Annotated in this window: 25 protein-coding genes; 12 read left to right on the forward strand and 13 right to left on the reverse strand. The window is 34.8% G+C overall.

The window, feature by feature from the left end; all coding sequences use genetic code 11:
* Positions 1-15 precede the first annotated feature (15 nt).
* The 4 genes from A9D35_RS11770 to A9D35_RS11785 all read left to right on the forward strand — a co-directional run bounded on the left by A9D35_RS11770 (position 16) and on the right by A9D35_RS11785 (position 2830).
* Positions 16-525, forward strand: a complete 510-nt coding sequence (locus A9D35_RS11770) for a hypothetical protein (protein ID WP_141675525.1) — start codon at positions 16-18, stop codon at positions 523-525.
* Positions 522-1058 carry a nuclear transport factor 2 family protein gene (locus A9D35_RS11775; protein ID WP_235817894.1) on the forward strand — a complete coding sequence of 179 codons (537 nt, stop codon included), beginning with the start codon at positions 522-524 and terminating at the stop codon, positions 1056-1058. The genes A9D35_RS11770 and A9D35_RS11775 overlap by 4 nt, the downstream gene beginning before the upstream one ends.
* Positions 1059-1103: 45 nt before the next feature.
* Positions 1104-2231, forward strand: a complete 1128-nt coding sequence (locus A9D35_RS11780) for a BamA/TamA family outer membrane protein (protein ID WP_066223272.1) — start codon at positions 1104-1106, stop codon at positions 2229-2231.
* A 131-nt stretch (positions 2232-2362) separates the two neighbouring features.
* Entirely contained in the window at positions 2363-2830 is a 468-nt protein-coding gene (locus A9D35_RS11785) for a CBS domain-containing protein (protein ID WP_066226041.1), read from the forward strand.
* 15 nt (positions 2831-2845) lie between these two features.
* Here the strand turns inward: A9D35_RS11785 and A9D35_RS11790 are convergent, their stop codons facing one another.
* Positions 2846-3196 (reverse strand): hypothetical protein, encoded by a 351-nt coding sequence (locus A9D35_RS11790; protein WP_066223274.1) that lies wholly within the window; start codon positions 3194-3196, stop codon positions 2846-2848.
* Between the two features lie 9 nt (positions 3197-3205).
* Complete coding sequence (locus A9D35_RS11795; RefSeq protein WP_066223276.1) at positions 3206-3766, reverse strand: hypothetical protein; 561 nt, start codon at positions 3764-3766, stop codon at positions 3206-3208.
* A 227-nt stretch (positions 3767-3993) separates the two neighbouring features.
* Here A9D35_RS11795 and A9D35_RS11800 point away from each other — a divergent pair, with 227 nt between their 5' ends.
* Together A9D35_RS11800 and A9D35_RS11810 are read left to right on the forward strand one after the other, a co-directional pair.
* Positions 3994-4326 carry a single-stranded DNA-binding protein gene (locus A9D35_RS11800; protein ID WP_066223277.1) on the forward strand — a complete coding sequence of 111 codons (333 nt, stop codon included), beginning with the start codon at positions 3994-3996 and terminating at the stop codon, positions 4324-4326.
* A gap of 556 nt (positions 4327-4882) precedes the next feature.
* On the forward strand, positions 4883-7468 hold the full coding sequence (locus A9D35_RS11810; protein WP_066223281.1) for a phosphoenolpyruvate carboxylase: 2586 nt from the start codon (positions 4883-4885) through the stop codon (positions 7466-7468).
* Positions 7469-7609: 141 nt separating this feature from the next.
* Here A9D35_RS11810 and A9D35_RS11815 read toward each other — a convergent pair whose 3' ends face one another.
* From A9D35_RS11815 to metG, 8 genes are all read right to left on the reverse strand, one after another.
* Complete coding sequence (locus tag A9D35_RS11815; RefSeq protein ID WP_066217549.1) at positions 7610-9154, reverse strand: IS1182 family transposase; 1545 nt, start codon at positions 9152-9154, stop codon at positions 7610-7612.
* Between the two features lie 81 nt (positions 9155-9235).
* Positions 9236-9421, reverse strand: a complete 186-nt coding sequence (locus A9D35_RS11820; RefSeq protein WP_066223283.1) for a hypothetical protein — start codon at positions 9419-9421, stop codon at positions 9236-9238.
* A 76-nt stretch (positions 9422-9497) separates the two neighbouring features.
* On the reverse strand, positions 9498-10016 hold the full coding sequence (locus tag A9D35_RS11825) for a ferritin (RefSeq protein ID WP_066223284.1): 519 nt from the start codon (positions 10014-10016) through the stop codon (positions 9498-9500).
* Positions 10017-10075: 59 nt separating this feature from the next.
* Positions 10076-10963 (reverse strand): DMT family transporter, encoded by an 888-nt coding sequence (locus A9D35_RS11830; protein WP_066223286.1) that lies wholly within the window; start codon positions 10961-10963, stop codon positions 10076-10078.
* Positions 10964-11141: 178 nt separating this feature from the next.
* Positions 11142-12047 (reverse strand): histone deacetylase family protein, encoded by a 906-nt coding sequence (locus A9D35_RS11835; RefSeq protein ID WP_066223288.1) that lies wholly within the window; start codon positions 12045-12047, stop codon positions 11142-11144.
* Between the two features lies 1 nt (position 12048).
* Positions 12049-14172, reverse strand: coding sequence for a Tex family protein (locus tag A9D35_RS11840; protein ID WP_066223290.1), 2124 nt, complete (start codon positions 14170-14172; stop codon positions 12049-12051).
* A 132-nt stretch (positions 14173-14304) separates the two neighbouring features.
* Entirely contained in the window at positions 14305-15075 is a 771-nt protein-coding gene (locus A9D35_RS11845) for a copper resistance protein NlpE N-terminal domain-containing protein (RefSeq protein WP_066223292.1), read from the reverse strand.
* 39 nt (positions 15076-15114) lie between these two features.
* Entirely contained in the window at positions 15115-17214 is a 2100-nt protein-coding gene (metG, locus tag A9D35_RS11850) for a methionine--tRNA ligase (protein ID WP_141675526.1), read from the reverse strand.
* 103 nt (positions 17215-17317) lie between these two features.
* Between metG and A9D35_RS11855 the strand changes: the two genes are divergently transcribed.
* Entirely contained in the window at positions 17318-18280 is a 963-nt protein-coding gene (locus tag A9D35_RS11855) for a S66 peptidase family protein (protein ID WP_066223294.1), read from the forward strand.
* A 124-nt stretch (positions 18281-18404) separates the two neighbouring features.
* Positions 18405-19169, forward strand: a complete 765-nt coding sequence (locus tag A9D35_RS11860; protein ID WP_066223296.1) for a formyl transferase — start codon at positions 18405-18407, stop codon at positions 19167-19169.
* 379 nt (positions 19170-19548) lie between these two features.
* Here the strand turns inward: A9D35_RS11860 and A9D35_RS11865 are convergent, their stop codons facing one another.
* Positions 19549-19857, reverse strand: coding sequence for a hypothetical protein (locus A9D35_RS11865; RefSeq protein WP_066223298.1), 309 nt, complete (start codon positions 19855-19857; stop codon positions 19549-19551).
* Positions 19858-19950: 93 nt separating this feature from the next.
* The gene (locus A9D35_RS11870; protein ID WP_066223300.1) at positions 19951-21858 is read right to left on the reverse strand and encodes a S9 family peptidase; all 1908 of its coding nucleotides are present in this window, start codon (positions 21856-21858) and stop codon (positions 19951-19953) included.
* 187 nt (positions 21859-22045) lie between these two features.
* Here A9D35_RS11870 and A9D35_RS11875 point away from each other — a divergent pair, with 187 nt between their 5' ends.
* The 4 genes from A9D35_RS11875 (at position 22046) to A9D35_RS11890 (ending at position 24553) form a co-directional block, all read left to right on the forward strand.
* Complete coding sequence (locus tag A9D35_RS11875; protein WP_066223302.1) at positions 22046-22405, forward strand: YraN family protein; 360 nt, start codon at positions 22046-22048, stop codon at positions 22403-22405.
* 28 nt (positions 22406-22433) lie between these two features.
* The gene (locus A9D35_RS11880; protein ID WP_066223304.1) at positions 22434-23393 is read left to right on the forward strand and encodes a D-2-hydroxyacid dehydrogenase; all 960 of its coding nucleotides are present in this window, start codon (positions 22434-22436) and stop codon (positions 23391-23393) included.
* A 171-nt stretch (positions 23394-23564) separates the two neighbouring features.
* Entirely contained in the window at positions 23565-23969 is a 405-nt protein-coding gene (locus A9D35_RS11885) for an OsmC family protein (protein WP_066223306.1), read from the forward strand.
* Positions 23966-24553: a ricin-type beta-trefoil lectin domain protein gene (locus tag A9D35_RS11890; RefSeq protein WP_066223308.1), complete on the forward strand. Its 588-nt coding sequence runs from the start codon at positions 23966-23968 to the stop codon at positions 24551-24553. The genes A9D35_RS11885 and A9D35_RS11890 overlap by 4 nt, the downstream gene beginning before the upstream one ends.
* A gap of 357 nt (positions 24554-24910) precedes the next feature.
* Here A9D35_RS11890 and A9D35_RS11895 read toward each other — a convergent pair whose 3' ends face one another.
* A complete protein-coding gene (locus tag A9D35_RS11895; RefSeq protein ID WP_066223310.1) occupies positions 24911-26212 on the reverse strand; it encodes a TlpA family protein disulfide reductase in 1302 nt (433 codons plus the stop codon).
* Positions 26213-26216 lie beyond the last annotated feature (4 nt).

Raw genomic sequence — 26216 nt, forward strand, 5'->3', positions numbered from 1 at the left:
AACAATGAACTTAAAATGAAAAGATTTAGTGTTATACTGATTTGTTTGAGTCTATGGGCTTGTAACTCCTCAGATAAAAAGGAAGTCGAGCCAATCGAAGAGGAAGTCTCTCCCTATGTATTAAAAGATGATATTTCTAAATTGAAATATGTAGAGTATGGTTTAGATGAAAAAGCTAAAGTAGATACTGAAACTTGGGATAAATTTGCAGAATTGTCAGGCGTAATTTCTCAGTTAAAAGCGGGAGATGTATCCTATTTTCAAGGAGACTCTAAAACCATTTTATTATTAATGAAAGAGGTAAAGGAATCTATGCCAGAAAAAATAACATCGCCATCTATTGCAGCCCGATTTTTGACTTTAGAAACGAAAATGCTTAAATTACAGAGTCTTTTAAGTTTACGAAATATTCCAGAAGATGACCAATTGCAGGCTATAAAAGAAATATTGGTAGCTTATTCTAATTTAAATTTACAGATAAATAAAAAATACGAGAAGGACGCCCAAAAGATTAATAAACCATGAATCGAATAAAATTTATAATGTGTTGTTTTATTTTCATGCTGATACCTGTTTGTGTATTAAATGCACAAACATTACATTCTGAAAATATTCAGCAGGATTCAACCATTAAAACTGCAATTAGCAAAAGTTTAGATGCTTGGCATAAGGCGGCTTCCGAAGCGAATTTTAATGCTTATTTTAACTTAATGACATGCGATGCTGTATTTGTAGGGACTGATGCTTCCGAACATTGGGATATCCAAGCTTTTAAAGCCTACAGTAAGCCACATTTCGATGCAGGGAAAGCTTGGAGTTTTACGGCACTAGAACGTCATATTTATGTTTCTGAACCTAGTAAACTAGCCTGGTTCGATGAATTATTAAAAACGCAAATGGGTGTTTGTAGAGGTTCTGGAGTAATGGAATATGTAAAAGGTACCTGGAAAATTGCACACTATGTGCTTTCGGCAACCATACCAAACCCAGATATGAAAGCGGTTACAACATTAAAAGCCACTGCAGATTCTAATATAGAAAAATCGTTTAAACAATAATTTTGGTTAGCTTTAAACCTAATTAATCAATTCTAGAAATTCTTCATGAAATATTTTGTCTCAGTTTGCATAATACTTTTTTTATCGGTGGTTGTTCATGCACAACAAGCAAAACCGATTAACGATTCTATTTCTAAATCTGAGATTAAAAAGGATAGGAAAATTAAAACGGTTATTATTCCAACCATAACTTATAATAATAGCTTTGGGACCATTTTTGGTGTAATGGCCTCTGGGTTTTATAAGACGAAGAAAAACGATTCGATTTCTCCTTTATCTAAAACAACTTTTGTTGCAAACTATTCAACTAATAAAACATGGTATGCCGTTTTACCTAGTAAATTTTATTTTAATGAAGACAGACATCGGGCTACAGTGGTGTTAGGAGTTGGGTCTGTTAATTTTCAAACTTATGTAGATTGGGGTGACTTTTTAGGCGATTTACCTCAAGGTATCTTTAATTTACCAGAGGGCGGAGAGTTTGTCGATTATAATAACGCGATGCAATTTGCTATGGTAGAGTTTATGACCGAAACTTACAAAAAGCTTTATGTTGGGGCACGGGTGCTTTATTCTCATAATATTACGACTTTTGATGTACCATTAAAACAGGATGAAGAACTTAGTCAGTTAGGTGTTGGGGTGTCTTCCGTATATGATACTCGTGATGATCAAATGCGACCACTAAAAGGAATGAATGTTAAGTTTAACACCATGACCTTTTTACAAAGTTTAGGAAGCACGAACGACTATACTAACATAAATTTTGAATTCAATAAATATTATCCGCTACAAGAACGTAATACCATTTTATTAAGGACTTACGGTCAAGTTGCTGTTGGAGATGTGCCTTTTGCTGGACAAAATGTGGTGGGAAGAGATGATTTAAGAGGGTATTCGAATGGTAAATACAGAGCCGACCAGGTATACGATATACAAACAGCATACAGACATTCGTTTGCTAATAAATGGGGGTATGTTGCATTTGCAGGTGTTGCCACCGCAATTAATGGTGCTAGTGATATTAGTTTAGATAATACATTGCCAGCCGTTGGAGCGGGAATACGTTATATGGCTATTCCTAAAGCTAAAATTAATATAGGCGTAGATGCAGCCATTGGTCGTGATGATTGGGGTGTGTATTTTAGAATTGGTGAGGCGTTTACCCGATAAATTTGTATTTGATAGAATCTCCTTAAGATGTAATTTGTAGTTGCGTCAAAAAATTGCTTTGACTTAAAAAAATGCTTAGGTTAACTGATTATAATTCAGTAACTTTAAATTTAAACTTAAATTTTTTTATTATGGGCATTAAGAGTTTTCAAGGCGCGAGGAAGCAGCAGCAGAAAGAAGTAGAACATATTCCAGTTCGGGTAAGTGATTATATGAGTCGAGAGCTTATAACGTTTAAAGCCGACCAAATGGTAGAAGACGTTATTCATAAGCTAATCGCTCATAAAATATCTGGTGGACCTGTTGTAAATGAGAATTACGAATTAATTGGAATTATTTCTGAAGGAGATTGTTTAAAAGATATTAGTGATAGCAGATATTACAACATGCCAATGGAGCAGCATAGGGTCGAAGCACGTATGATTAAAGATGTGGAAACTATTGACGGTAACATGAATATTTTTGATGCTGCCAATAAATTTTTAGAATCTAAAAGACGTCGTTTTCCTATCGTACAAGATGGTAAACTAGTTGGGCAAATTAGCCAGAAGGACGTTTTAATTGCGGCCTTAAAGTTAAAAGGACACAATTGGAAATAAGGTAATCATTAAGGATTAATCATTCCGTTTTACTAAAGCATAAAAATCACCTTCTAAAGGCAAATAGCCCTGATTATATACAAAGTAGTATGTAGTTCCTGCCTTTGTTGTGTAAATGCTAGTAAATAAATTAAAATCGAACCCTAAATTAATTAACTTTAGTTTAGTGGTTTTTGTTTTTTGGTCCGGATTTAAACGTTCTAAAATCCGCCAATTTCTACGTAAAGTATTGTTTGTATTCCGTATTAAGTTTTTAGTGTCCTTATTTATCTTATTGTTATATGCATTTCTGCAATAATCGTTACAAAATTTTTTGTCCGATCGTCCGATAATTTTTTCACCACATTCTAAACACGTTTTATCCATAATTAACTTTTAGAAAATTTTAGAAACACCTACAGAAAGCACCCAAGAATCGTAAGCATTAAAACGTATATCGTAACCAATACCAGCTCCAAATTCAAATTCTTTAGGCATTTCTACACTGTATTCTACTTCGGCCCGAACAAGAAAAAGATTTTCTTCTTTTGCAAATTCTTCACCGGCACCAAGCATATATGTAAAATGTTTACCTGGTTTGTAGCATAACATTAAGGCTGGAGCAATAGGGACTTCACGCTCGTAAACATCTGTTTCTCCATTGTCTTCTTCTCTAATAATTTTTAAAGTTTCAGGTACTATATCTGTGTGTACACCAAGAGCCCAATGTCTGTTAAACCAATAATTGTAATTTAAACTAAACATAGCGGCAGTCACCCATTTTTTGCCTTCGCTATTGGGACCTTGACTAATGTGTGAATGACCAAGTAAAATGCCTATTTGATGGTGATTAAAATGCTCTTCAGATTCTGTTTCGGTTTCAATTTCCGATTCTTGTGCGTTACTAGTATAAACACCTAAAAGAATAAATGTAAAGCAAAATATTATGTTTTTCATCGTGGTTTGGTTTTCAATAAAGTTAATTAAATATTACATATGTCGTTTAATATTCAGTTTAATTTTTGAATAAGAGTGGTTTTATATAATCGTTTGCAAACGACTACAACCGGTTATAATCGAATCTAAATAATTAAATACCGATTGTTTTTAAAACAGATGTTCACCTTTGTAAGGTCTTAAATACTAAGGCATGTATTAACTGTTTAACATTAAAATATAACATTATGAGCACACTTAGAAACAAAGTACAGTTGATTGGAAACTTAGGGAACGATCCAGAAATCATTAATTTAGAATCGGGTAGTACACTAGCCAAATTTTCTATAGCTACTAACGAAAGTTATAAAAATAAAGCTGGCGAAAAAGTTACAGATACGCAATGGCATAATATTGTGGCTTGGGGACCAACGGCTAAATTGGTAGAAAATTATTTAACTAAAGGAAAGGAAGTTGCTATTGATGGTAAATTAACTTCTAGAAGTTATGAAACTAAAGAAGGCGAAAAACGCTTTGTTACAGAAGTGGTCTGTAACGAGATTGTTATGCTGGGGAAATAATATATAGAAACCGTATGGGGTACATAGGGTTAAGAATATACACAAAGAGGATAATCTGGAAAGATTATTCTCTTTTATTTTTTAATTAAGATGAACATTATTTTTTTTCCTTTTTGTCTCGATAAATATTGAACAACATAAAAATGGTGAACAGTATAAGAATAGGTAGAATAATTACAAGATCTATTCTAATAACAGCATCTTCTTGCTTCTTTGCCCAATTTATCACTAAGATTTCCCAAATAATGAAAGCAATCCAGCAGAGCCCTAATATTATTTTTGAAGTTTTTTTGCGCATGTGTTAATTTAAATTTTCTATTCAACCTTATTCATTTAGCTTTTATATACCACGAATAATTCTAAGTAGAATTTCATTTAAAAGCTGGCGTTACGAATTAACAAATAAAACCAATATAATTAAAGAAATACAGCATTTTATTCATTAAAATCAATTTATTTTTTAGTTTATTTTAAAATTACACAAATTTTATAAAACTATGATAGGCTTTCAATTATCCTTTAGTATTTTTATGAAAAATAAAGAAGTAAGAGAACGATGTCAGTACAACCAAAATTAACCAGATTTAATCAAAATGTATTATCTAAGTATCAGATATACAATAGTATTTTTATGACACTTCCGTTTGATTCCATCACGAAGACGGGTGTGTTGTTACCACTTTTTCATGAAACATGTAAAAAAGGTTTCCAGAATGGGGATAATCCTTCAACAATTGTTGAAACATTTTTTGAAAAATATCAAGCACGACGCTCAGATGAAAGTCAAATCAATTTATTATTCAGATTTATTCAATACATAGAACGACAAGTGGTATTATTTGATGCCATTGAAGATGCCGCTTTTCCTGTGGTAAATAACATGGAAGGTATTGGTACGCTTAGAAGTTTAAAAGAAATTGCTAGTTCTGAAAATAAAACCGAACTCTTAAAAAAGTATCTAGAAGAATTTAAAGTGCGTATTGTACTTACAGCGCATCCTACACAATTCTATCCAGGTTCTGTTTTAGGAATTATCACCGATTTAACGAAAGCAATTCAGGAAAACAATTTGCTATTAATAAACGATTTACTAGCGCAGCTTGGTAAAACACCATTTTTTAAACATAAAAAACCGACGCCATACGATGAGGCCATCAGTTTAATATGGTATCTAGAAAATGTATTTTATTATTCTTTCGGGTCGATTTACGATTATATTCAGCAAAATATTTTCAACAATAAAGAGATAGATAACGATATTCTTAATATTGGTTTTTGGCCAGGAGGAGATCGCGATGGTAACCCTTTTGTAACTCCAGAAATTACTTTAAAAGTAGCTGGTAGATTAAAGCAAACCGTATTAAAAAATTATTATAGAGATGCACGTCGATTAAGACGTAGGCTTACGTTTAAAGGTGTAGAAGAGCGTATCGTAGATTTAGAAAATAAGTTGTATGCGCACATGATAGATCCTAAAAACGATTCAATTATTACCTCAACAGAACTAAAATCTGAGTTACAAGGGATTATTGATACTTTAGAAGAAAAGCACCAATCACTTTACGTTACCGAGGTGAAAAGTTTTATGAATAAAGTGAAATTATTCGGATTCCATTTTGCAAGCTTAGATATCAGGCAAGATAGCCGTGCGCACGATAAAGTATTTACAGATATGGTAGATACGGTAATCGCTTCGGGAAGTGATATTTTTCCTAAAGATTACAATCAATTATCACAGCAGGAGCAGGTCGCTATACTTTCTAAAATTGAAGGAAAAATAGATATGTCGCTATTCCAAGACGAGGATGTTTTAAAAACATTAAACACCATGTTGGCGATAAAAGAAATTCAAGATCATAATGGGGAGCGCGCTGCAAACCGTTATATTATTAGTAATAACCAGACCACTTTAAATGTCATGCAGTTATTTGCTATGTTAAAGCTCGTGGCTTTTCAAGACAAATTAACTGTAGATATCGGACCATTATTTGAAACCATTACCGATTTAGAGAATGCACATTTAGTAATGGAGGAATTATATACAAATCCTGCATATAGCGCACACTTAAAATCGAGAGGAAACAGACAAACCATTATGTTAGGATTCTCGGATGGTACTAAAGATGGTGGATACTTAATGGCAAACTGGGCTATTTTTAAAGCTAAAGAACGTCTTACAGAAATTTCTAGAAAGTACGATGTAACGGTATTATTCTTTGACGGACGTGGAGGACCTCCTGCACGTGGTGGTGGAAAAACACATCAGTTTTATGCCTCTTTAGGTCCAACAATCGAGGATAAAGAAGTACAACTTACTATTCAAGGACAAACCATTAGTTCTAATTTCGGAACTTTAGATTCGTCGCAATACAATTTAGAGCAGTTAATTAGTTCGGGTATTTACAACCGTCTTAACGATACTAATGCGGCTATGTCTGATGAAAATACTGCGGTTATGACAGATTTGTCTCAGATTAGCTATAAAACCTATGTAGACTTTAAAAATCACCCAATGTTTGTGCCGTATTTAGAGCGTATGAGTACTTTAAAATACTACGCTAAAACAAATATAGGTAGTCGCCCGTCTAAGCGTGGAAAAGGTGACGGATTGGTTTTTGAAGATTTAAGAGCAATTCCTTTTGTGGGGTCGTGGAGTCAGTTAAAACAAAACGTTCCTGGATTCTTCGGGGTAGGAACAGCATTAAAGAAATATGAAGATGCAGGTGAATTTGATAAAGTACAAGCGCTTTATACTTCGTCTAGCTTCTTTAAAACCTTGATTGAGAACAGTATGATGTCTTTATCGAAATCCTTTTTCGATTTAACGAAATACATGGCCGATGATGCTGAATTTGGTGAATTCTGGAAAATTATTCATGCAGAATATGAAACCACAAAACGTATGTTATTAAAGTTAACAGGTTACAAAGAATTGATGGAGGAAGAACCAGCAGGTAAGGCTTCTATCGACATAAGAGAATCTATTGTACTACCTTTATTAACAATACAGCAATTCGCTTTAAGAAAAATTCAAGAGTTAGAGAAAGCTGAAGTAAGAGATGAAGAGCAAATTAAAATTTACGAGAGCTTAGTAACTCGTTCTTTATTCGGAAATATTAATGCGAGTAGAAACTCGGCTTAAGCCTCTGAATATTATAAAATGAAAAAGAGGTCGTCTAAAAACCAATTAGGCGACCTTTTATTTTTTGAACATTTTGGGTTTAATCAGGATTTTCTTTTTTACTTAGTAATTCGAGTCTAGTTAAAAATAGGCACTGTGATTTTATATGGCTAAACTCACTTTTTTAAGGTTATGTGCCATTGCAATAAGTCCTATTTCGGTAATTACTTTATCAAGTCCTCTTAACATAAACCTTTTGAAGTTCATATTGTGTTTAATATTACCAAAAACAGCTTCAACATCCCAGCAACGCTGTTTTCTATGAGCAACTCCTTCTGGGCTTAATAATTTTTGTTTGGCTTTTGCTTTGAGTCTAACCAATTTGTGATTCCTCTCTATAATGCGGTTGTATTTTGATTGATGACAGAGACTCCGGAGCTGGCATCCGAAGCAATTCTTAGCCTGATATCTATCGATTTTTTGTTCATATCCTGTAGCTGTTTGTCTTATGTAGCTACCAATATTTTCCATAGGTTGTCCCATAGGACAGTAATACGTATCTGTATTATGGTTATAAAAAAGTTTATCTGCTGCAAATGGATTTTTAGTCTTACCTCGTTTCTCATCTAACTGTTCTTTATGGAAGTAATTGTACTTAACAAAAGCTTCGATATTCTGATCTTCCAGATAGGTGTAATTTTCATCACTACCATAACCTGCATCTGCTGTTAAGGCTTGTGGAGCTTTGCCATATCCCTTAATAAAATCTTCTGTATGCTCTATAAGTGTGGTGGTATCTGCCGTAGTTTGTGCAAGGGTGTAATTGGTAATAAACTGATTGTTGGTAGATGCTTGCAAATTATATCCTGGTTTGAGCTGTCCATTTAGCATATGGTCTTCTTTCATTTTCATAAAAGTAGCATCAGGATCTGTCTTGCTCATTGAGTTGCGACTCCCCATGTGCTGCTGGTAGGTATTATATTTTGCTATATTCCCAGGCCAGTTCTTTTTGGCATAGTTAAGCTTTTGCTTCACTTTTTTATCAATCTCTTTTCCTTGGAGTGCTTGATTAATTTTATCTATGGTTTGGGAGACTTGCTCAGGATTTATCGCTTTAAAATTATCTGGCTCGTTAGGCTTTTGTTCTTCTTCTGCATATACCGTCTCTACATAACGCCATAGTTCTTTGAGTTGTTTTTCAATACGTGAGCGTGAGGTTTTAATGCTTTTGCCCCATACAAAAGTATAGCGATTAGCATTGGCTTCTATTTTGGTGCCATCAACATAAATATCTTTTAAACTCAAGTAACCTTCCTTAGCAAGGAGAATAACAACTTGATTAAATATCTTTTTAAAATTCCCTTTGAGTTTTCCTGAACGAAAATTACTGATGGTATTATGATCGGGTTGGATACAACCACTAAGCCACATAAAATGAACGTTTTCTCCCAAGGCTTGTTCTATTTTGCGAGAAGAATATAAATTACGAAGATAGGCGTAGATTAAAATTTTGAGTAAATCTCTTGGGTGATAGCTAGAAGTACCACCTCCTTTATAGGTGTTTTCTATAGAACGAATGTCTATCTGATTTAAAATACTATTTACAATACGCACAGGGTGATGTTCTGGAACAAAATCATCATAACTCGGAGGAAGAAGACTCAATTGTGTCTGACTATTGGTCTTCCATACAATGTTGCTTTTCATACTTTTAAAATACGAAAAACTGAACTTTTGATAAAATCTAAACCAAAAAAAAGAGGCTGCCTTTTTAGACAACCTCTTTTTTTATGCAACTTTTTGAAGTAGATCGAAACAAGGGCATTTGCCACAGCGCTTCTTTTCAGACTTCATATATTTTTCGCAACACTTGGTTTTACATTTGGCTGAAACCTGAATTCCTGCATTTAATAATACCTTTTTTGCTTTTTTAAGCTCTTTTTTCTTAGCTTTTTTCTCCTTCTTTTTGCCCAAAACTAATCTATGTTAGAGGTTTAGGCTCCAAAAATAATTATTTTTACTTAATCTAAATAAGGTTAAATGTTAAATTTTACATCGGATTTTCTGAAGCCGCTGTAGTAATTGTAATTTTATCGATATCTCTATCAAATAAGTACAATCCACCTTTATCATCACCAATTAAATTAATTTTATCTAATATGGTTCTGGCCATGGCTTCTTCCTCGATTTGTTCAGAGACATACCATTGTAAAAAGTTGTGGGTTGCATAGTCACGTTCTTCTAAAGAGATATGTACGAGATCGTTAATACTTTCGCTTACAAATACTTCGTGCTTAAATAACATTTCAAACATTTCTTTAAACGATTTAAAGGTAACGTTTGGTGCTTTTAGTTCAGAAATATGGGCATGCCCGCCACGTTCGTTTACAAATTTCACTAATTTTAGCATATGTTCGCGCTCTTCGTCAGATTGCTTATACATGAAATTAGAAATTCCTTCTAGTCCTTTTACTTCAGCCCAACAAGCCATGGCTAAGTAAATTTGCGATGATTCTGCTTCTATTCGTATTTGCTTGTTTAAAGCTCCTTCTATAACTTTTGATAACATAATTCTATTGTTTATTACCAAAGTTATAGATAAAACTGTTCAGTTTTAAATTAAAAGTCTTAAGATTTTAATTTTTTACGCATTCTAAATAAGGAGATATTTTTAGTGTAAAAGGTTACTCGAATTCCGAAAAGCAGAATTAAACCTCCAATCATCATTTGTAGTGTAATGGTTTCATTTAAAAAGATCCACGCTAAAATTGATGCCAAAATAGCCTGTCCTAGTAAACTTACAGAGACTCTTGTGGCACGCATATGTTTGGTGGCATAACTAATAAGTAACCAGGCGAGAAGCTGACAAACAAGCCCTTGAATAACTAACACAAACCACCCCATATTAGAAAAGCCAGAAAAAGGCTCTTTCATGATGGCGCTTAAAATTCCCAATGCAATAGCAGAAGAAACTACGCTTATCGTCATAAAGGTTAAAACATCGGTTTCTTCTAGAACAAACTTACTGGTTAACATATAAACGGCGTATAACATACCAGAGAGGATCGCGAAAAAGAAAGCCAGATTAAAATCGAGATTGATAAAAAAATTGAATCCCACTAACATGACCATCCCAAATAAAGCGATAACAGTCCCAATCCAAAAATTGCGTAATGGTTTATCTTTTAAAAACAGAAAGGCTCCTATACCAACCCAAACAGGCGATAAATTGGTTAGTAGCGTAGCTTGTGTGGCCGAAGATTCTTGAATGGCAATATTCCAAACGCCTACATCTAATCCGAAAACCACACCACAAAGCGAGGCTAACATAAAAATTTTTGTAGAGGGCATTTTAAACTGTTTTGTGATTAAAACATAAGGTAATATTACTGCCGAAGCAATAGCCATTCTGTAAAACGCAGATATTAATCCAGGCGTTAAACTAAGGCGTACCAATACCGGAAATATTGAAATACAAAGTATTCCAACTATTAAAGCAATCCTAGGCTTTGTCATTATAATGTGCAATTAAAAAGTCGGCAAAACTAAAGTTTTGTTTTAAATAGAATTGATAGCGAGTATGCTAAATATGATGAAATATTATCCATATTTAGATTTCAGAAATAAAAACGTGGTAATGTGGTATAGTAGATTGCAAACCGACACCTTTTAAAAAACAAAGTTTTGTTATTGTTTAGAAAAAAAGTTCTTGAGCCAAACGGTATGTATTTGCATGTGCGTCTATTATGGTTTTTATCTCCGGAGTGTATCCGCCACCCATACTGCACATAACTGGGATTGCATGAAGTTTACAAGTTTCTAAAACATATCGATCTCGAGCTTTACAACCATGAATAGTTAAGCCTAATTTTCCTAACTTATCAGATGCAATAACATCGACTCCAGATAAATAAAATATAAAGTCGGGTTTCTGTTCGTCTATTAAATGTGGTAAGGTTTGTTTTAAGATGTTTAAATAAGTAGAATCTGTGGTGGCGTTATCTAATTCGATATCTAAATCGCTTTGTTCTTTTTTAAATGGATAGTTGTTTTTACCATGCATAGAAAAAGTGAAAATACGCGATTCATTTTTAAATATTTCTGCAGTCCCATTACCCTGATGCACATCTAAATCTACAATTAAAATGCGTTGCGCTTTATTTTGTAGTACTAATTGTTTGGCTGCTATAGCTTGATCGTTTAGCAAACAAAAGGCCTCGCCATGAGTGGAGTAGGCATGATGTGTTCCTCCTGCTATATTCATTGCAATACCATGTTTTATGGCATAATCGCAGGCTTTTAGGGTGCCATCTGCAATAATAATTTCGCGCTGTATCAATTGCCGGCTTAAAGGAAATCCCGTTTTTCTTGCAGCACGCTGATTTAAGGTTAAATTTAATAAATCGTAAAAATATGCTGCGTCATGAACCTCTAATATGGGTTTATGATTTACAAGTAACTCGGGTTCGAAAAAATTATCTTCGGTACAAGTGCCTTCATGCAATAATTGCTGCGGAAGCAAATCATATTTTTCCATAGGAAACCGATGTCCCTTAGGAAGCGGATGATTGTAAATGGGGTGATAGGCAATCTTCAGCATATTATTTATGCAACTTTAATTGTATACGCTTTCGCGGAACATCAACTTCGAGCACTTTTACAATAATTTGTTCATGTAAGTTTACGTGTTCGGTAACATCTTTCACAAAACTATCCGATAAATTAGACACGTGAATCAAGCCACTTTCTTTGATGCCTACATCTACAAAACAACCGAAATTGGTAATATTATTAACAATTCCAGGCAGCAATTGCCCTTCACGTAAATCGTTAATGGTTTTTATATTTTGATTAAAAGTAAATACTTTGGCTTGCTCTCGAATATCTAAACCTGGCTTTTCAAGTTCTTTAATAATATCTTCAAGCGTAAGCAAACCTACATTTTCCGTACAGTACTGTTTTAAATTTATTTTTTGAAGTAGTGATGAATTCCCTATTAAATCCTGAACCGATTTCCCTAAATCTTTCGCCATTTTATTAACGATGGAATAACTTTCCGGATGTACTGAAGAATCATCTAAAGGATTTTTAGCGCCTTTAATTCTTAAAAAAGCAGCACCTTGCTCAAAAGCTTTTCCGCCTAAACGCGGTACTTTTTTAATATCATTTCTAGATGTAAATACCCCATTTTCATTTCTATGGTTAAAAATATTTTCGGCCAATTTAGGTCCAATTCCCGAAACATAACTCAACAGTGATTTGCTCGCCGTATTAATGTTTACACCAACCGCATTCACACAATTTTCAACCACCACATCCAATTGCTTTTGAAGCTTAGCCTGATCGACATCGTGTTGATACTGCCCAACGCCAATAGATTTGGCATCAATTTTAACCAATTCGGCTAGAGGATCTTGTAAGCGTCTACCAATAGATACCGAACCACGCACCGTAACATCGTAATTTGGGAATTCTTCACGGGCAATTTTAGATGCCGAATAAATACTGGCGCCTGCCTCGCTTACCACAAATACCTGAACATCGTTTTTAAAATGCACTTTTCTAATTAAAGCTTCGGTTTCTCGTGATGCCGTGCCGTTTCCAATCGCGATAGCTTCAATTTTATAAGCATCGGCTAAAGAACTTATCTTTTTCATAGCCCCCACACTATCACTTTTTGGCGGATGTGGATAAATGGTTTCGTTATATTTTAACTGCCCTTGCGCATCTAAGCAAACCACTTTGCAGCCTGTTCTAAAACCCGGATCTATGCCCATAATGCGTTTTTCTCCTAAAGGCGATCCCAACAACAACTGTTTTAAGTTTTTTGCAAAGACGCTAATGGCAGATTCGTCGGCTTTATCTTTAGCAATTTGAAGCGCTTCATTAACCAACGATGGCAGCAATAAGCGTTTATAACTATCTTTTATAGCCAGTTCGATATGTTCTGCGCAAGCGTTTCTAGAACGTATTATTTTTTGTTCAATTTTATCTAAAGCGCGGTCATCATCAATCGAAATTTTAACGCGAATAAAACCTTCTTTTTCTGCTCTTAAAATGGCTAAAAAACGATGCGAAGGCATGCGACTTAAGCTTTCTTCCCAATCGAAATAATCTCTGAATTTTTGAGCATTTTCATCATCGGCTTTTGTTTTTATCACTTTCGTGGAAATCATAGCAAAACGCTCCAACTGGTGACGGATGTTATTTCGAATCTCACTACGCTCGTTAATCCATTCGGCAATAATATGTCTCGCACCTTCTAAAGCCTCGTCCACCGAAGTGATGTCGCCTTTTACATATTTATAAGCTATAGATTCTACATCATTAGCATTTTGCGACATGATAATCTTTGCTAAGGGCTCTAAACCTTGTTGTCTGGCTTTTTCGGCTTTTGTTTTTCGGCTTTTTTTATAAGGCAGATACAAATCTTCAAGCGCAGTTAAGTCCTGGGTTTTCTCAATTTTTTGTTCTAATTCAGGCGTTAAAACATCTTGATCTTCCAAAGCTTTTAAAATAGCTTTTTTTCGCTTTTCTAAGGCTTCAAATTGCTCTTTGAATTTTACAATTTCACCAATTTGAACTTCATCTAAATTACCTGTTCGTTCTTTTCGGTAACGTGAAATAAACGGAATGGTACAGTCTTCATTTAAGAGGGCTAAAGTGTTTTTTACCCCCGATTCTGGAAGTTGAGTTTGGGAAATGATATAGTGTAAAATACTCATATTTAAATTTTGAAAAGGACTGTAAATATAACGATGTTCGGTAGAAAAATATGGTCTTAATTTGTAGAAATAAAAAGACCTCTCAAATATAAACTTGAGAGGTCTTTGCAATCTGATTTAGGGCAAAAAAGACTAGTTTACAAAGTAATCTACTTCAAATTTTGCCATAGTGGCCATACGACCTTTATTTAAGTTTAAAACTCCGTTTACAACCGAATAATTGTCTGCAACTTCTAAAACTTTCATAAATTCATTTTCAACTTCCATATTTGGGCACGCCATCATGGTGTGCATCATTTTAGAAAATGTTATTCTATTGCCTTCCAAAAGCTCATACTCACCACCAAATCCATTACAACTTGTGTTTCCACTAACACGATGATCTTCGGTACCCAGTATTAAATAAGGTTGTTTAGAAACGTTTTCTATGGTTTTTCCGTTAAGTTGAACCAGTTTCCAGGGTGTATCTTTTAAGGTCTCGGCATTTTGTTGTTTTAAAATGTACTTATCGGCTAAATCTCCCGTGATTTTCTTCCCATTTAAATCTAAATGTGTTAGGGTATGTTCCCCGACAAAATAAGCTTGCGATGTTCCGTTCGATTTTAAAGTTACCGTATTGCCTAGGTTATTCCATGTAAACGAACCGGTTTCGGTGTTCACATCTGTCGATTTCCCTAAATACTGCGTTTTTTTAGTAAAGGTTAAATCCTTATTTAAGGTAATTACGGTTTTAAGGCCTTCGCAATCTGCACATGGTGTAGTGCCTACGTAGGTTCCATTCCAATCTAAACTTGTCATACTATTATCTCCATTAACAGGTGTAGAGGTAGAAGCTTCTTTGTTGCTTTTACAACTTGCAATTAAAATGGCAATCATTAAAAATGGTAATGCTTTTTTTATCATAATATTTTAGTTTAGACATTAATTTATATTGAAAAAATTCTAACTAATTTGTAATCCGTTAGTCACTCCTTTTTCGTCTGGATTTACAAAAACAAGTTTCCCTTCGGCAGTTTCGGTCATTAAAATCATTCCTTCACTTTCTACACCGCGTAGTGCTCTTGGCGCTAAATTAACCAATACCGTTACACGTTTTCCTATAACCTCTTCTGGGGTAAAACTTTCTGCAATTCCAGAAACAATGGTGCGTACATCGATACCTGTATCGACTTTTAAAACCAATAATTTTTTTGCTTTAGGCATTTTCTCTGCTTCTAAAATCGTGCCAACTCGAAGGTCTAATTTAGAGAAGTCGTCGAAAGTAATGGTATCTTTTTGAGGTTCAGCAACTTTGTTGGCGGCTTCATTTGCTTTTTTACTCGCAATTAATTTATCTAATTGGTTTTGGATGGTTTCATCTTCAATTTTTGAAAACAATAACTCTGCCATTCCAATGTGATGATTTGCTGGAAGTAAAATATCGCTAGTTGAAATACTGCTCCAACTATTTTCATCTGAAAGGTTTAAAATTCCTTTTAATTTAGAAGAAGTAAATGGTAAAAATGGTTCGCAAAGTGTTGCTAATCCTGAAGCGATTTGAAGCGCAACAAACATAATCGTTTGCGTACGAGCTTCGTCTACTTTTATCATTTTCCATGGCTCTTCGTCGGCTAAATATTTGTTTCCTAGTCGGGCTAAATTCATTAATTCCTGACTTGCCTCGCGAAATCTGTAACGCTCGATAGAACTTGAAATTACGGCAGGATATGCTTTTAAAGCGGCCAATGTTTCTTCGTCTATTTGAGAATAATCACCTGGTGTAGGCACATTACCGTTATAATATTTATTTGTTAAGACCACCACGCGATTAATAAAGTTTCCGAAAATGGCAACCAATTCATTATTATTTCTCGCCTGGAAATCTTTCCAAGTAAAGTCGTTATCTTTAGTTTCAGGAGCATTTGCTGTTAAGGCATAACGCAATACATCCTGCTGATTTGGAAACTCCTCTAGATATTCAGGTAACCAAACGGCCCAATTTTTAGACGTGGATAATTTGTTGCCTTCTAAATTTAAAAACTCGTTTGCTGGTACGTTTTCTGGTAAAATATAAGACCCTTCGGCTCTTAGCATGGCAGGAAAAATAATACAGTGAAAAACGATATTGTCTTTACCTATAAAATGAATTAAAGTGGTGTCTTTATCTTTCCAATACGGTTCCCAATCTTTACCTTCTCGAGCTGCCCATTCTTTGGTAGACGAGATGTAGCCAATAGGAGCATCGAACCACACATACAATACTTTTCCATCGGCACCTTCTACAGGCACAGGAATTCCCCAATCTAAATCTCTAGTTACGGCACGTGGACGTAAACCATCGTCGATCCAAGATTTTACTTGGCCGTAAACATTAGGTTTCCAATCTTTTTTATGTCCTTTTAAAATCCATTCTTTTAAAAAATCTTCATGCTTGTCTAAAGGTAAAAACCAGTGTTTTGTTTGTTTTAATGTGGGTACATTTCCTGTAATGGCAGATTTTGGATTTATTAAATCTGTAGCATTTAAACTGCTTCCACATTTTTCACACTGATCGCCATAGGCTTCTTCGTAACCACATTTCGGACAGGTTCCTACAACAAATCGATCGGCTAAAAACTGATTAGCTTCTTCGTCGTATAACTGCTCTGTAGTCTCTTCAGTAAATTCACCTTTATTATACAACGTGGTAAAAAACTCAGACGCGGTATCGTGATGAATTTTTGCAGAGGTACGTGAATAATTATCGAAGGATACACCAAAATCTTCAAAAGATGTTTTTATAATGGCATGATATTTATCTACTATATCTTGAGGGGTAACCCCTTCTTTTTTCGCTTTAATCGTAATTGGAACGCCATGTTCGTCGCTTCCGCAAATAAAAAGAACATCGTTTCCTGTTAAACGTAAATAACGTGCGTAAATATCGGCAGGAACATAAACACCTGCTAAATGCCCGATATGTATAGGGCCGTTGGTGTAAGGTAACGCTGCAGTAATGGTATATCTTTTAGACATGTGTGATTTCTGTTTTAAAGCCACAAAAGTACGCAATTCATTAACCATTTAGAAAAAAAATGTACTTTTACAAAAAGCACATTTTATGTCCTTAAACAAAGTATTTTTAGCCCTAATTTTTAGTGTTTTCAGTTTTAAAATTTGTCCTCTCATGGCCCAACAATCTATTGGACCTACATTTGTAGATGCCCAGAAATCGTATATAAAACCTCCCTATTTAAAAGTTGGCGATACCGTAGCCATAGTAGCACCTTCGGGGGTGTTAAAAAATAAAGAAGGTGAAGTTAATCGTGCCAAGGCACTGCTTAAAAGTTGGGGCCTACATGCCGTGGTAGGGAAACATGTGTTTACACAACATGGCCATTTTGCCGGTAGTGATAAACAACGCGCAGCCGATTTTCAGGAGGCTTTAGATGATCCTAAAGTCAAAGCCATTTGGTGTGCGAGAGGTGGGTACGGCACGGTAAGAATGATGGATTTGCTCGATTACACTAAGTTTAAAGCCCAGCCGAAATGGGTGATAGGCTATTCCGATATTACCGGACTTCATAACCAAATTCATAATTTAGGCTATCAGTCACTACACGCTATGATGTGTAGTAGTTTGCCACAAAATCTAGATGATATCCCAGAAACCATATCAAGTTTTAAAGATGCCATTTTTGGAACGCCATTAAGTTATAATCTTGCAGGATCGTCGTACAATAAAACTGGGACTGTAATCGCACCCCTAACTGGAGGAAATTTAACATTATTGCATACCATGTTGGGCTCGGAAACCAGTATAGATACTGCTGGCGAGATTTTATTTATTGAAGAAATTGGCGAATATGCTTATCATATCGATAGGATGTTGCAAAGTTTAAAACGCGCTGGATATTTTGAACAGTGTAAAGGAATTCTCGTTGGCGATATGAGCAAGGTGAGAAAAAACACCACAAATTTTGGTAGAACTATTGATGAAATTATTTTAGATGTTGTTGCCGAATATGATTTCCCCGTCGCTTTTAATATGCCTGCCGGACACGAAAAAGATAACCGCGCCATGTATTTGGGAAGGATGGTTGAGCTGAAAGTGACTAAGGATGGTAGTATATTAAGGTTTTTAGACTAGCCTGATTAAAATATAATTTATTCAAGAGATAAAAAAAATCATTTCTTTGTTTTTGTAAAACTCTGATTTTTAGCTTGTAAGTTTGTATATTGGTATAGTGTTTATGAAAATTAGTTGTTTTAGAATGAAGAAAATTGTTCTGCTTTTGGGTTCTGGAGTATCATCAAGGATTATATATAATGGTTTAAAGGATGAGTTTAAGATTGAAGCAGTAATTATTGAAAAAAGATTTTCTGTAAACAAGTTTATTAAAAGACGGATTAAAAAGTATGGCTATTGGACTGTTTTTGGTCAATTATTATTTCAAGTTTTTGGATTCCGAGTGTTAAGATATTTCTCAAGGAGTCGTATTAATCACATTAAGGATTCTTTTGGCCTTTGTGATGATTCTATTGTAGCTGAAAACCTATACAATATAGAATCAGTGAATTCAGAGGAGTGTTTGCGTATTTTAAATAAGATAAATCCTGATATTATAGTTGTTAATGGAACAAGAATTATTTCCAATAAAATTTTACGAGGTATAAATTCTACTATAATAAATATGCACACAGGAATTACTCCAAAATATAGAGGTATTTTTTGTGGTTATTGGGCATTAGTTAATAAGGATGATTATAATTTCGGTGTAACCGTTCATCTTATAGATAAGGGTATTGATACAGGGGGAATTTTGAATCAAGGTCATGTAGACATTAGTGTGAAGGATAATTTTTCTACCTATATGTATCTTCAGTTCGCAGAAGGTATTGTTCAACTAAAAAAAACCATTAATGAAATTCTTGAAACCACAAATACTATAAAAAAAGGATCTGGTGAAAGTAAGTTATGGTCACATCCTACCCTTTGGGAATATTTATATCACAGATGGGTTAATGGTGTGAAATGATTTTGTTTAATTGCTGAATTAGGTAACTATTTAAAAGAATTTTATTTGAAACCTATAAAACACAAAGCTTCCTAAAGCATATAATAGCACATCTATCCAATCTGCGGTGTATCGCGGGTTCGATTTTGGTAGTATCCACTCAAAGTAGAGGGCGTAAAAAAGAGTTAAAACAAGGATAGAGCGCCATGGTAAATACACGTTTTTGTTGCTTTTAATTATACGAACACCTAGTAAGCAAAAACTTAAAACTATAGGCATGCATAAAGCGTCATTCACATAAAAATAAATCCAATTGGGGAGCGGAAGCTTTATAATTTGTGCAGCATAAATTAAAAGCGCCACAGCTATACAGCATAAGAGTAGGGGCTGTTTAATAATTTCATGCTGCCAGAAAGGTGAATAACCAAGCGAAGAAGGCACCAATAGCCATAACCACAACACCTATAGATTTTAAAACTTTTGTAAAAACACGTATAACTAAAAATTTGTTTGCTTCACCAGATTCTATGAAGGAAGGCGTCGATTTTTTCTCCTGTTCTCTGCGTAATCGACGGTTTTTTTCGTCTTGTTTAAAGGCTAATTCGCGCCTTTTTTTATATGATAGTAGGGTGCCACAGTTCGAACAATGGTCGGCATTGGTGTTGAATAAACCACAATTCGGACATTTTATTTGAACAGTACCACCCATATCCTTATTTCGTTTAATATCTTTTATCTAATTTCATTTTGATTGCGTTGTAATTTAAAAAATGAATTCAGATATTTTTAACGTAAATGCAATTTATAAGGTTTCTTTTAACCATTTAAAAAATTCATGTTGCCAAACCAATGCATTCTGTGGTTGAAGCACCCAGTGATTTTCCTCAGGTAAATACAATAATTTACTTTTAATACCTCGTAATTGTGCCGCTTGGAAAGCTGCTAAACCTTGCTCGATTGGTACACGATAATCTTTTCCACCTTGGATAATTAAAATAGGAGTATCCCATTTATCTACGTGGTTAACAGGGTTAAATTCATTAAAGGCTTTTTGAGCTATGGTGTTCGATTTATCCCAATAATTGCCACCAAAATCATGGTTTGTGAAAAAGATTTCTTCTGTAGTTCCAGCCATGGTTCGGGTATCGAAAACCCCATCGTGGGCAATAAGCGTTTTAAAGCGTTTGTTGTGTATACCGGCTAAATATAACACCGAATATCCGCCGTAACTTGCACCAATTGCACCTAAGCGGTTATTATCTACATACGGTTCTTTAGCAACATCATCTATAGCAGAAAGGTAATCATCCATAACTTGTCCGCCCCAATCTTTACTAATCGCTTCGTTCCATTCTACACCATGACCAGGCATTCCTCTTCGGTTTGGAGCAACAATAATGTAGCCCTGCGATGCCATTAATTGGAAATTCCATCGGTAAGAATAAAACTGAGATAATGGCGATTGTGGTCCGCCTTGCGCATATAATAAGGTCGGATATTTCTTATTCGGATCGAAGTTAGGTGGTAATATCACCCAAACTAACATTTTTTTATTGTCGGTAGTCGTTACATAGCGTTTTTCTACTTTAGGTAAATCTAAACCACTATAAAATGCATTGTTTACTGATGATAATTGCTTAAACGATTTGTCTTTCAACTGAAACGAATAAATCTCACTCGCATGATTCATATCACCTCGTGTAACAATTAGCGTGTTGTTAACTTCAGCAACAATTCCACGAATATCAAATTCACCCTTAGATAATTGTTCTACTACAGGAGCCATTCGTTTTTTACCTGGATAATTCACACTAAATAACTGAATTGTACCATCTGTAGCTGCGGTAAAGTAAAGTTTAGTACCGTCGTTACTCCATTTAAAACTGTTTACCGTGCCGTCCCATTGCTGAGTTAGATTTTGTTTGATGCCATTTTCTAAAACAATAAGGTCGTTTTTATCGCTTTCGTAACCATCGGTTTTCATTTGCAACCAAGCTAAAGCCCCTGTCTTAGCGAATGCTGGATTTGTGTCGTACCCCTTGTTGCCTTCCGTAATGTTAGTCGTGGTTTTAGTAGCAATATCGTATTTGTAAATATCGGTATTGGTACTCGTTGCGTAGGCCGTTCCTTTTAATTTTTTACTAACGTAGTAAATACTTTTACTGTCTGGCGACCAAATATAATCTTCGTCGCCTCCAAACGGACGTTGTGGCGAGTAATACGGTTCGTTAGGCATAATGTCTGTTGCGGTCTCATCATCGGCATTTACGTCTTTGTAAAATACATGCTCGTAAGAGCCGTCGCTCCAAGCATCCCAATGGCGGTTATCTAACTCTGTAAACACATAAGCATCTGCTTTATCTAAATTTTTATATAAATCTGTAGCTTTTATATCTTGTATGTGCACCGCTTTATGAAACAGTTTTAAAGTGCCATCTGGCGATATGTTTTTATCTGCAACTAAAGCATCATCCTTCTCAATTTTAACAGCTGTACCTCCAGCGGTAGGTATTTTAAAATAGGTAGTATCGAAGTTATTATTTTCAATATTTGGGATTTTCACACTATAAAAAATGTGTGAAGCATCGTTAGACATTCCCATTACACTAATGCGTTTTACGCTCCAAAGCAATTCGGGATTCATCACTTTTTGGGCGCTTGCTAAATTACTGGTAATCAATACGGTTAAAATTAAGATTAGTTTTTTCATTTTTAGGATATTAAAGATGCCAAATATACGGTTTTACTAGGGTTTCATTTATTAAAGTTTTTATAAAGTATAGGGTTTCTCGCGAATTTACTCGGTTTATTTAGAGCTTTATTACAGCATTTCTGAATTATATTTTTAAGAGATAAATTATTAACTTGTAGGGAATATGTATTCTACAATTTAAATCATGGCACAACATAACGATTTAGGTAAAGAAGGTGAGGGGATTGCGATGAATTTTCTTCTGAAAAATGGATATCAAATTTTAGAGCAAAATTACAGATACCAAAAAGCTGAAGTAGATATTTTGGCTAGAAAAGATGAGATCTTAGCCGTTGTTGAGGTAAAAACACGATCGACTTCAGAGTTTGGAAATCCACAAGATTTTGTAAAGCCAAAGCAAATTCAGCGCTTAGTGACTGCCGTAGATGCCTATGTTTTAGCTCATAATTTAGATGTAGAGGTGCGTTTTGATATTATTGCACTTATAAAAACCGCTAAAGGATTTGAAATAGAACATTTAGAAGACGCATTTTATTATTTTTAAATTCGCTTAAAACAATACTTAATAAGATATGAAGATTGTAATATTAGATGGATACACGCTAAATCCAGGAGATTTAAGTTGGGATGCTTTAAAAGCCATTGCCGATATAGTTATTTACGACCGGATTGCTGTAGACACCAATTCTATAATTGAAGCCATAGGCGACGCCGAAGCAGTTTTAACAAATAAAGTTCCATTGTCGGCAGAAGTATTATCACAGTTACCTCAGTTAAAATATATTGGTGTAACTGCGACGGGTTATAATATCATCGATATAGAAGCTGCCAAAAAGCAAGGTGTGGTGGTAACCAATGTACCGGCTTATAGCACCAAATCGGTGGCACAATTTACCATGGCATTGCTGTTAGAACTTTGTCACCATGTAGGCGATCATAATCGTGCTGTTAAAGAAGGGCAATGGGAGCATTCGGAAGATTTTAGTTTCTGGAATTCACCTTTAATTGAATTGGAAGGAAAAACCATGGGACTCATTGGTTTTGGTCAAATAGGTCAAGCCACAGCGGCTTTAGCCCAGGCATTTGGCATGCAAGTTTTGGTTTATAATAGAACCGTTTATAAGGAGTTTGAAACCGATACCTTAACTTTTGTTGAATTAGATACTTTATTAGCTGAAGCAGATGTAATTAGTTTACATTGTCCCTTAACAAAAGATACCGAAGGACTTATAAATTCGGAAACTATCGCTAAAATGAAAGCTGAGGTATTTTTAATAAACACCTCTAGAGGCGGCTTAGTTGTTGAAGCCGATTTAGCCGAGGCTTTAAATTCTGATAAGATTGCAGCTGCCGCAGTAGATGTGGTTTCTCAAGAACCCATCACTTCAGACAACCCCTTGTTGAAAGCAAAAAACTGTATAATTACACCTCATATTGCTTGGGCACCTATAGAAGCACGCTCCCGATGTATGCAGATTGCCGTGTCTAATTTTGAATCGTTTTTAAATGATAAACCTCAGCATGTAGTTTGAAGGACACTCACTAAGTTAGAAGCCTAAATCTAGAGCCAAAGCTAAGATGAATGTGAACCGAGGGTTTTTCAATGTTTTAAAATCGGGATGATTAAGAATAATAACTAATTTAAGCCTTAGTGAGCGGTAATATTTAATTGCTGCCGACGAATTAATAAAAACTCAATGATTATGAAATATTATACGAAAGCACAATCAGCTTCTAAGAATATCGCATCAATTAAAATAAAGGAATCAGACATTGGCTTCGGAATTACCCCAGAGTCGGCAGATCTTTTACCAAATCCAGCCGAATTATTTTTAGGATCATTTTCGGCTTGTATACTAAAAAATGTGGAGCGTTTTTCTGCTATTATGAATTTTGAATATTCGAAAGCTGAAATAATAGTTAATGCTAGCCGGTTAGAGAAACCTCCCAGAATGGAGGACATAAACTATGAATTAACCATTTATAGTAAAGACGATAATTTAAATATTAACTTACTTAAAAAGAATATCGAAAAATTTGGGACTATATTTAATACGGTAAAATCTTCTTGTTCTATTACTGGAGAGATAAAAAAAGCGTCAGAATGAAAAATGTAATTACCCTTTGGCTGTTAGCCTTGGTTTTGAGTTGTAATTCTTATAAAAAGGAAAATCAAAGCGAAGCTACAAATCAAAACCCCGAAACCAATAAAATTAATGGCAGTGTTAAACCTGAAATTCAATCGCCAGAACCTATAATTTATCTAGCAGATAATCTAGACGAGAAAGACAAGTTAGGCTATTGTATCGATACCATGAGCAAAGGTTTTAACGATACGTTACATGTACATTCCTGCAAACCAAATGGTGAAGATGTGTTATTTTATTACGATGAAGACACTCAGCAAATTTGTTCGGCGACCTATCCAGGCTACTGTGCAGCTATGCTTGGTGGACCAAAAATTGGATTGACTATAAGTCTGGTTAAAAGCGACCCGGAATCTTCCAATCAAAAATTTGTTTACACTAAGGAAACGGGAGAATTTAGCCCCAAAGAAGAACCTAGTCTTTGTCTTGCGGCGGGAAGTGAAAGCAGCAATGCAGGACCTTATATGTCGAGATCTTTAACGTTGCAGTCTCGAAAGACCACAGATAAAAGCCTAAAATCGTGGGTGATTAAAGGCTCAAAATAAGGTCTAACTAGAAGGTGTTCTTATGCTTTGGAAGTTTTGTAGTTAGTGGTGTAAAGTTTAGCAACTTAATATATAGATTTTTTGGGCCCGAGTAGATATTTGTTCTGTTGCCTATGCTTGGTCACTTATAGTAGCACGCTCCCGATGTATGCAGATTGCCGTGTCTAATTTTGAATCGTTTTTAAATTAAACCGCAGCATGAAGTTGGGTAGTATGGGTGTATAAATTAAGGCGATCTGGTTAATCCTTGCGACTTGAAAAGCTATAAAACTGAAAAATAAAATAACAAAAGACACCTTGAATGTGAGTTCAAGGTGTCTTTTGGTTTGCATTAATTAAAGGACAGGTGTTTAAAAATTAAAGTTTCGTATCTAAAAACGCCTTTAATTTTTCTACATCGTCTGGTTTAGCGATAATTTTTTTGTTTTTGTCCAGTACAAAGAACGACGGTGTACCTGAAACTCCATAAGCAATAGGAATTGGGTTATCCCATTTACCGTGACCATAAATTTGTGTAAACTCGGTGTAGTTTTTAATGGTATTTTCCCAATTAGGGCGTTCATCTTCTAGACCAATAGCAAGTACCTGAATATTCGGTTTGTCTTTTAAATAGGCTTTTAAAACAGGTAATTCTGCCAAACAATGCGAGCAAGTACTGCTCCAAAACGTAACAATATAAAAATCTTTTCCACTCAACTGGCTAAGCTTTGTGCTACCCACTTTAGAGGGCCAAGAAAAGTCTGGAGCCGTTGCGCCAATAGCTGTATTTTGAAATGCTTTCATATCTGTAATTAGCATTTCGTCTTTTACGGGGTCTAATAATTTTTGAAGATATTTTGATGCAATATAATTGGCAACCTCCTCGTTTTGGCGTTCTTTAAACTGTGTCCATAATACTTCTAAAATCGATTTCTGTATAACTTTTTCTTTTGAAGTAACTCGAACCACATCGTCTATATTATTTTTATACGAAGTGTTTTTGTCGTCTTTATCTACAAAAATAAAAACGTAACTCATAGCAGAGTCCATTAAAAAACTGGAATTTTGTAATACCGGATCGCTAAAATTAATTGGTTTAAAATAATGTTTTTTAAAGTTGTTGAAATAGGTTGGAGCATCTTCAAAGGTTGTAGGGATGTATGGTTTTTCTGCAACAATAAAATGATTCGCAATCATACCTTTGGATTCCTTTTCTGCTTGATCTTGAACAGCAGTTAGTTCTGCTATACAGTCCATATATTCCGATTCATCTTGATTGGGTTGTCCGTAGAATGAATTGATTTTCGATTTTATAGCGAACATGTCACTTTTGTATTTGTTTAGAATCTGATTTTCTTTAGAGGTTAGAAAAGAAACTCCTTTTTGTTGATCGTAATTGAAAACAACATCTTCATTATTATAAATAAAATTGAAGTTATATTGTTCTTGTGGTAAGGCATAAACAATACGATACATACCCGGTTTTAAAGTAGCGTCTAGATCGAGTTCGAATTGACCATTTACTATATCAGCATTACTGATGTATTCATTGTTCGACGGATTTAATTTGTACAAAATGGCAGCTTTGTAACTCGCTGCGGGTGTAAAGGTTCCTGAAATTTTATGCTGAGCCAACATGAGCGTTGGAAGTATAAATAAGGCGAATAATATCTTTTTCATAATT

Source organism: Formosa haliotis (assembly GCF_001685485.1).
Taxonomy (GTDB): domain Bacteria; phylum Bacteroidota; class Bacteroidia; order Flavobacteriales; family Flavobacteriaceae; genus Formosa; species Formosa haliotis.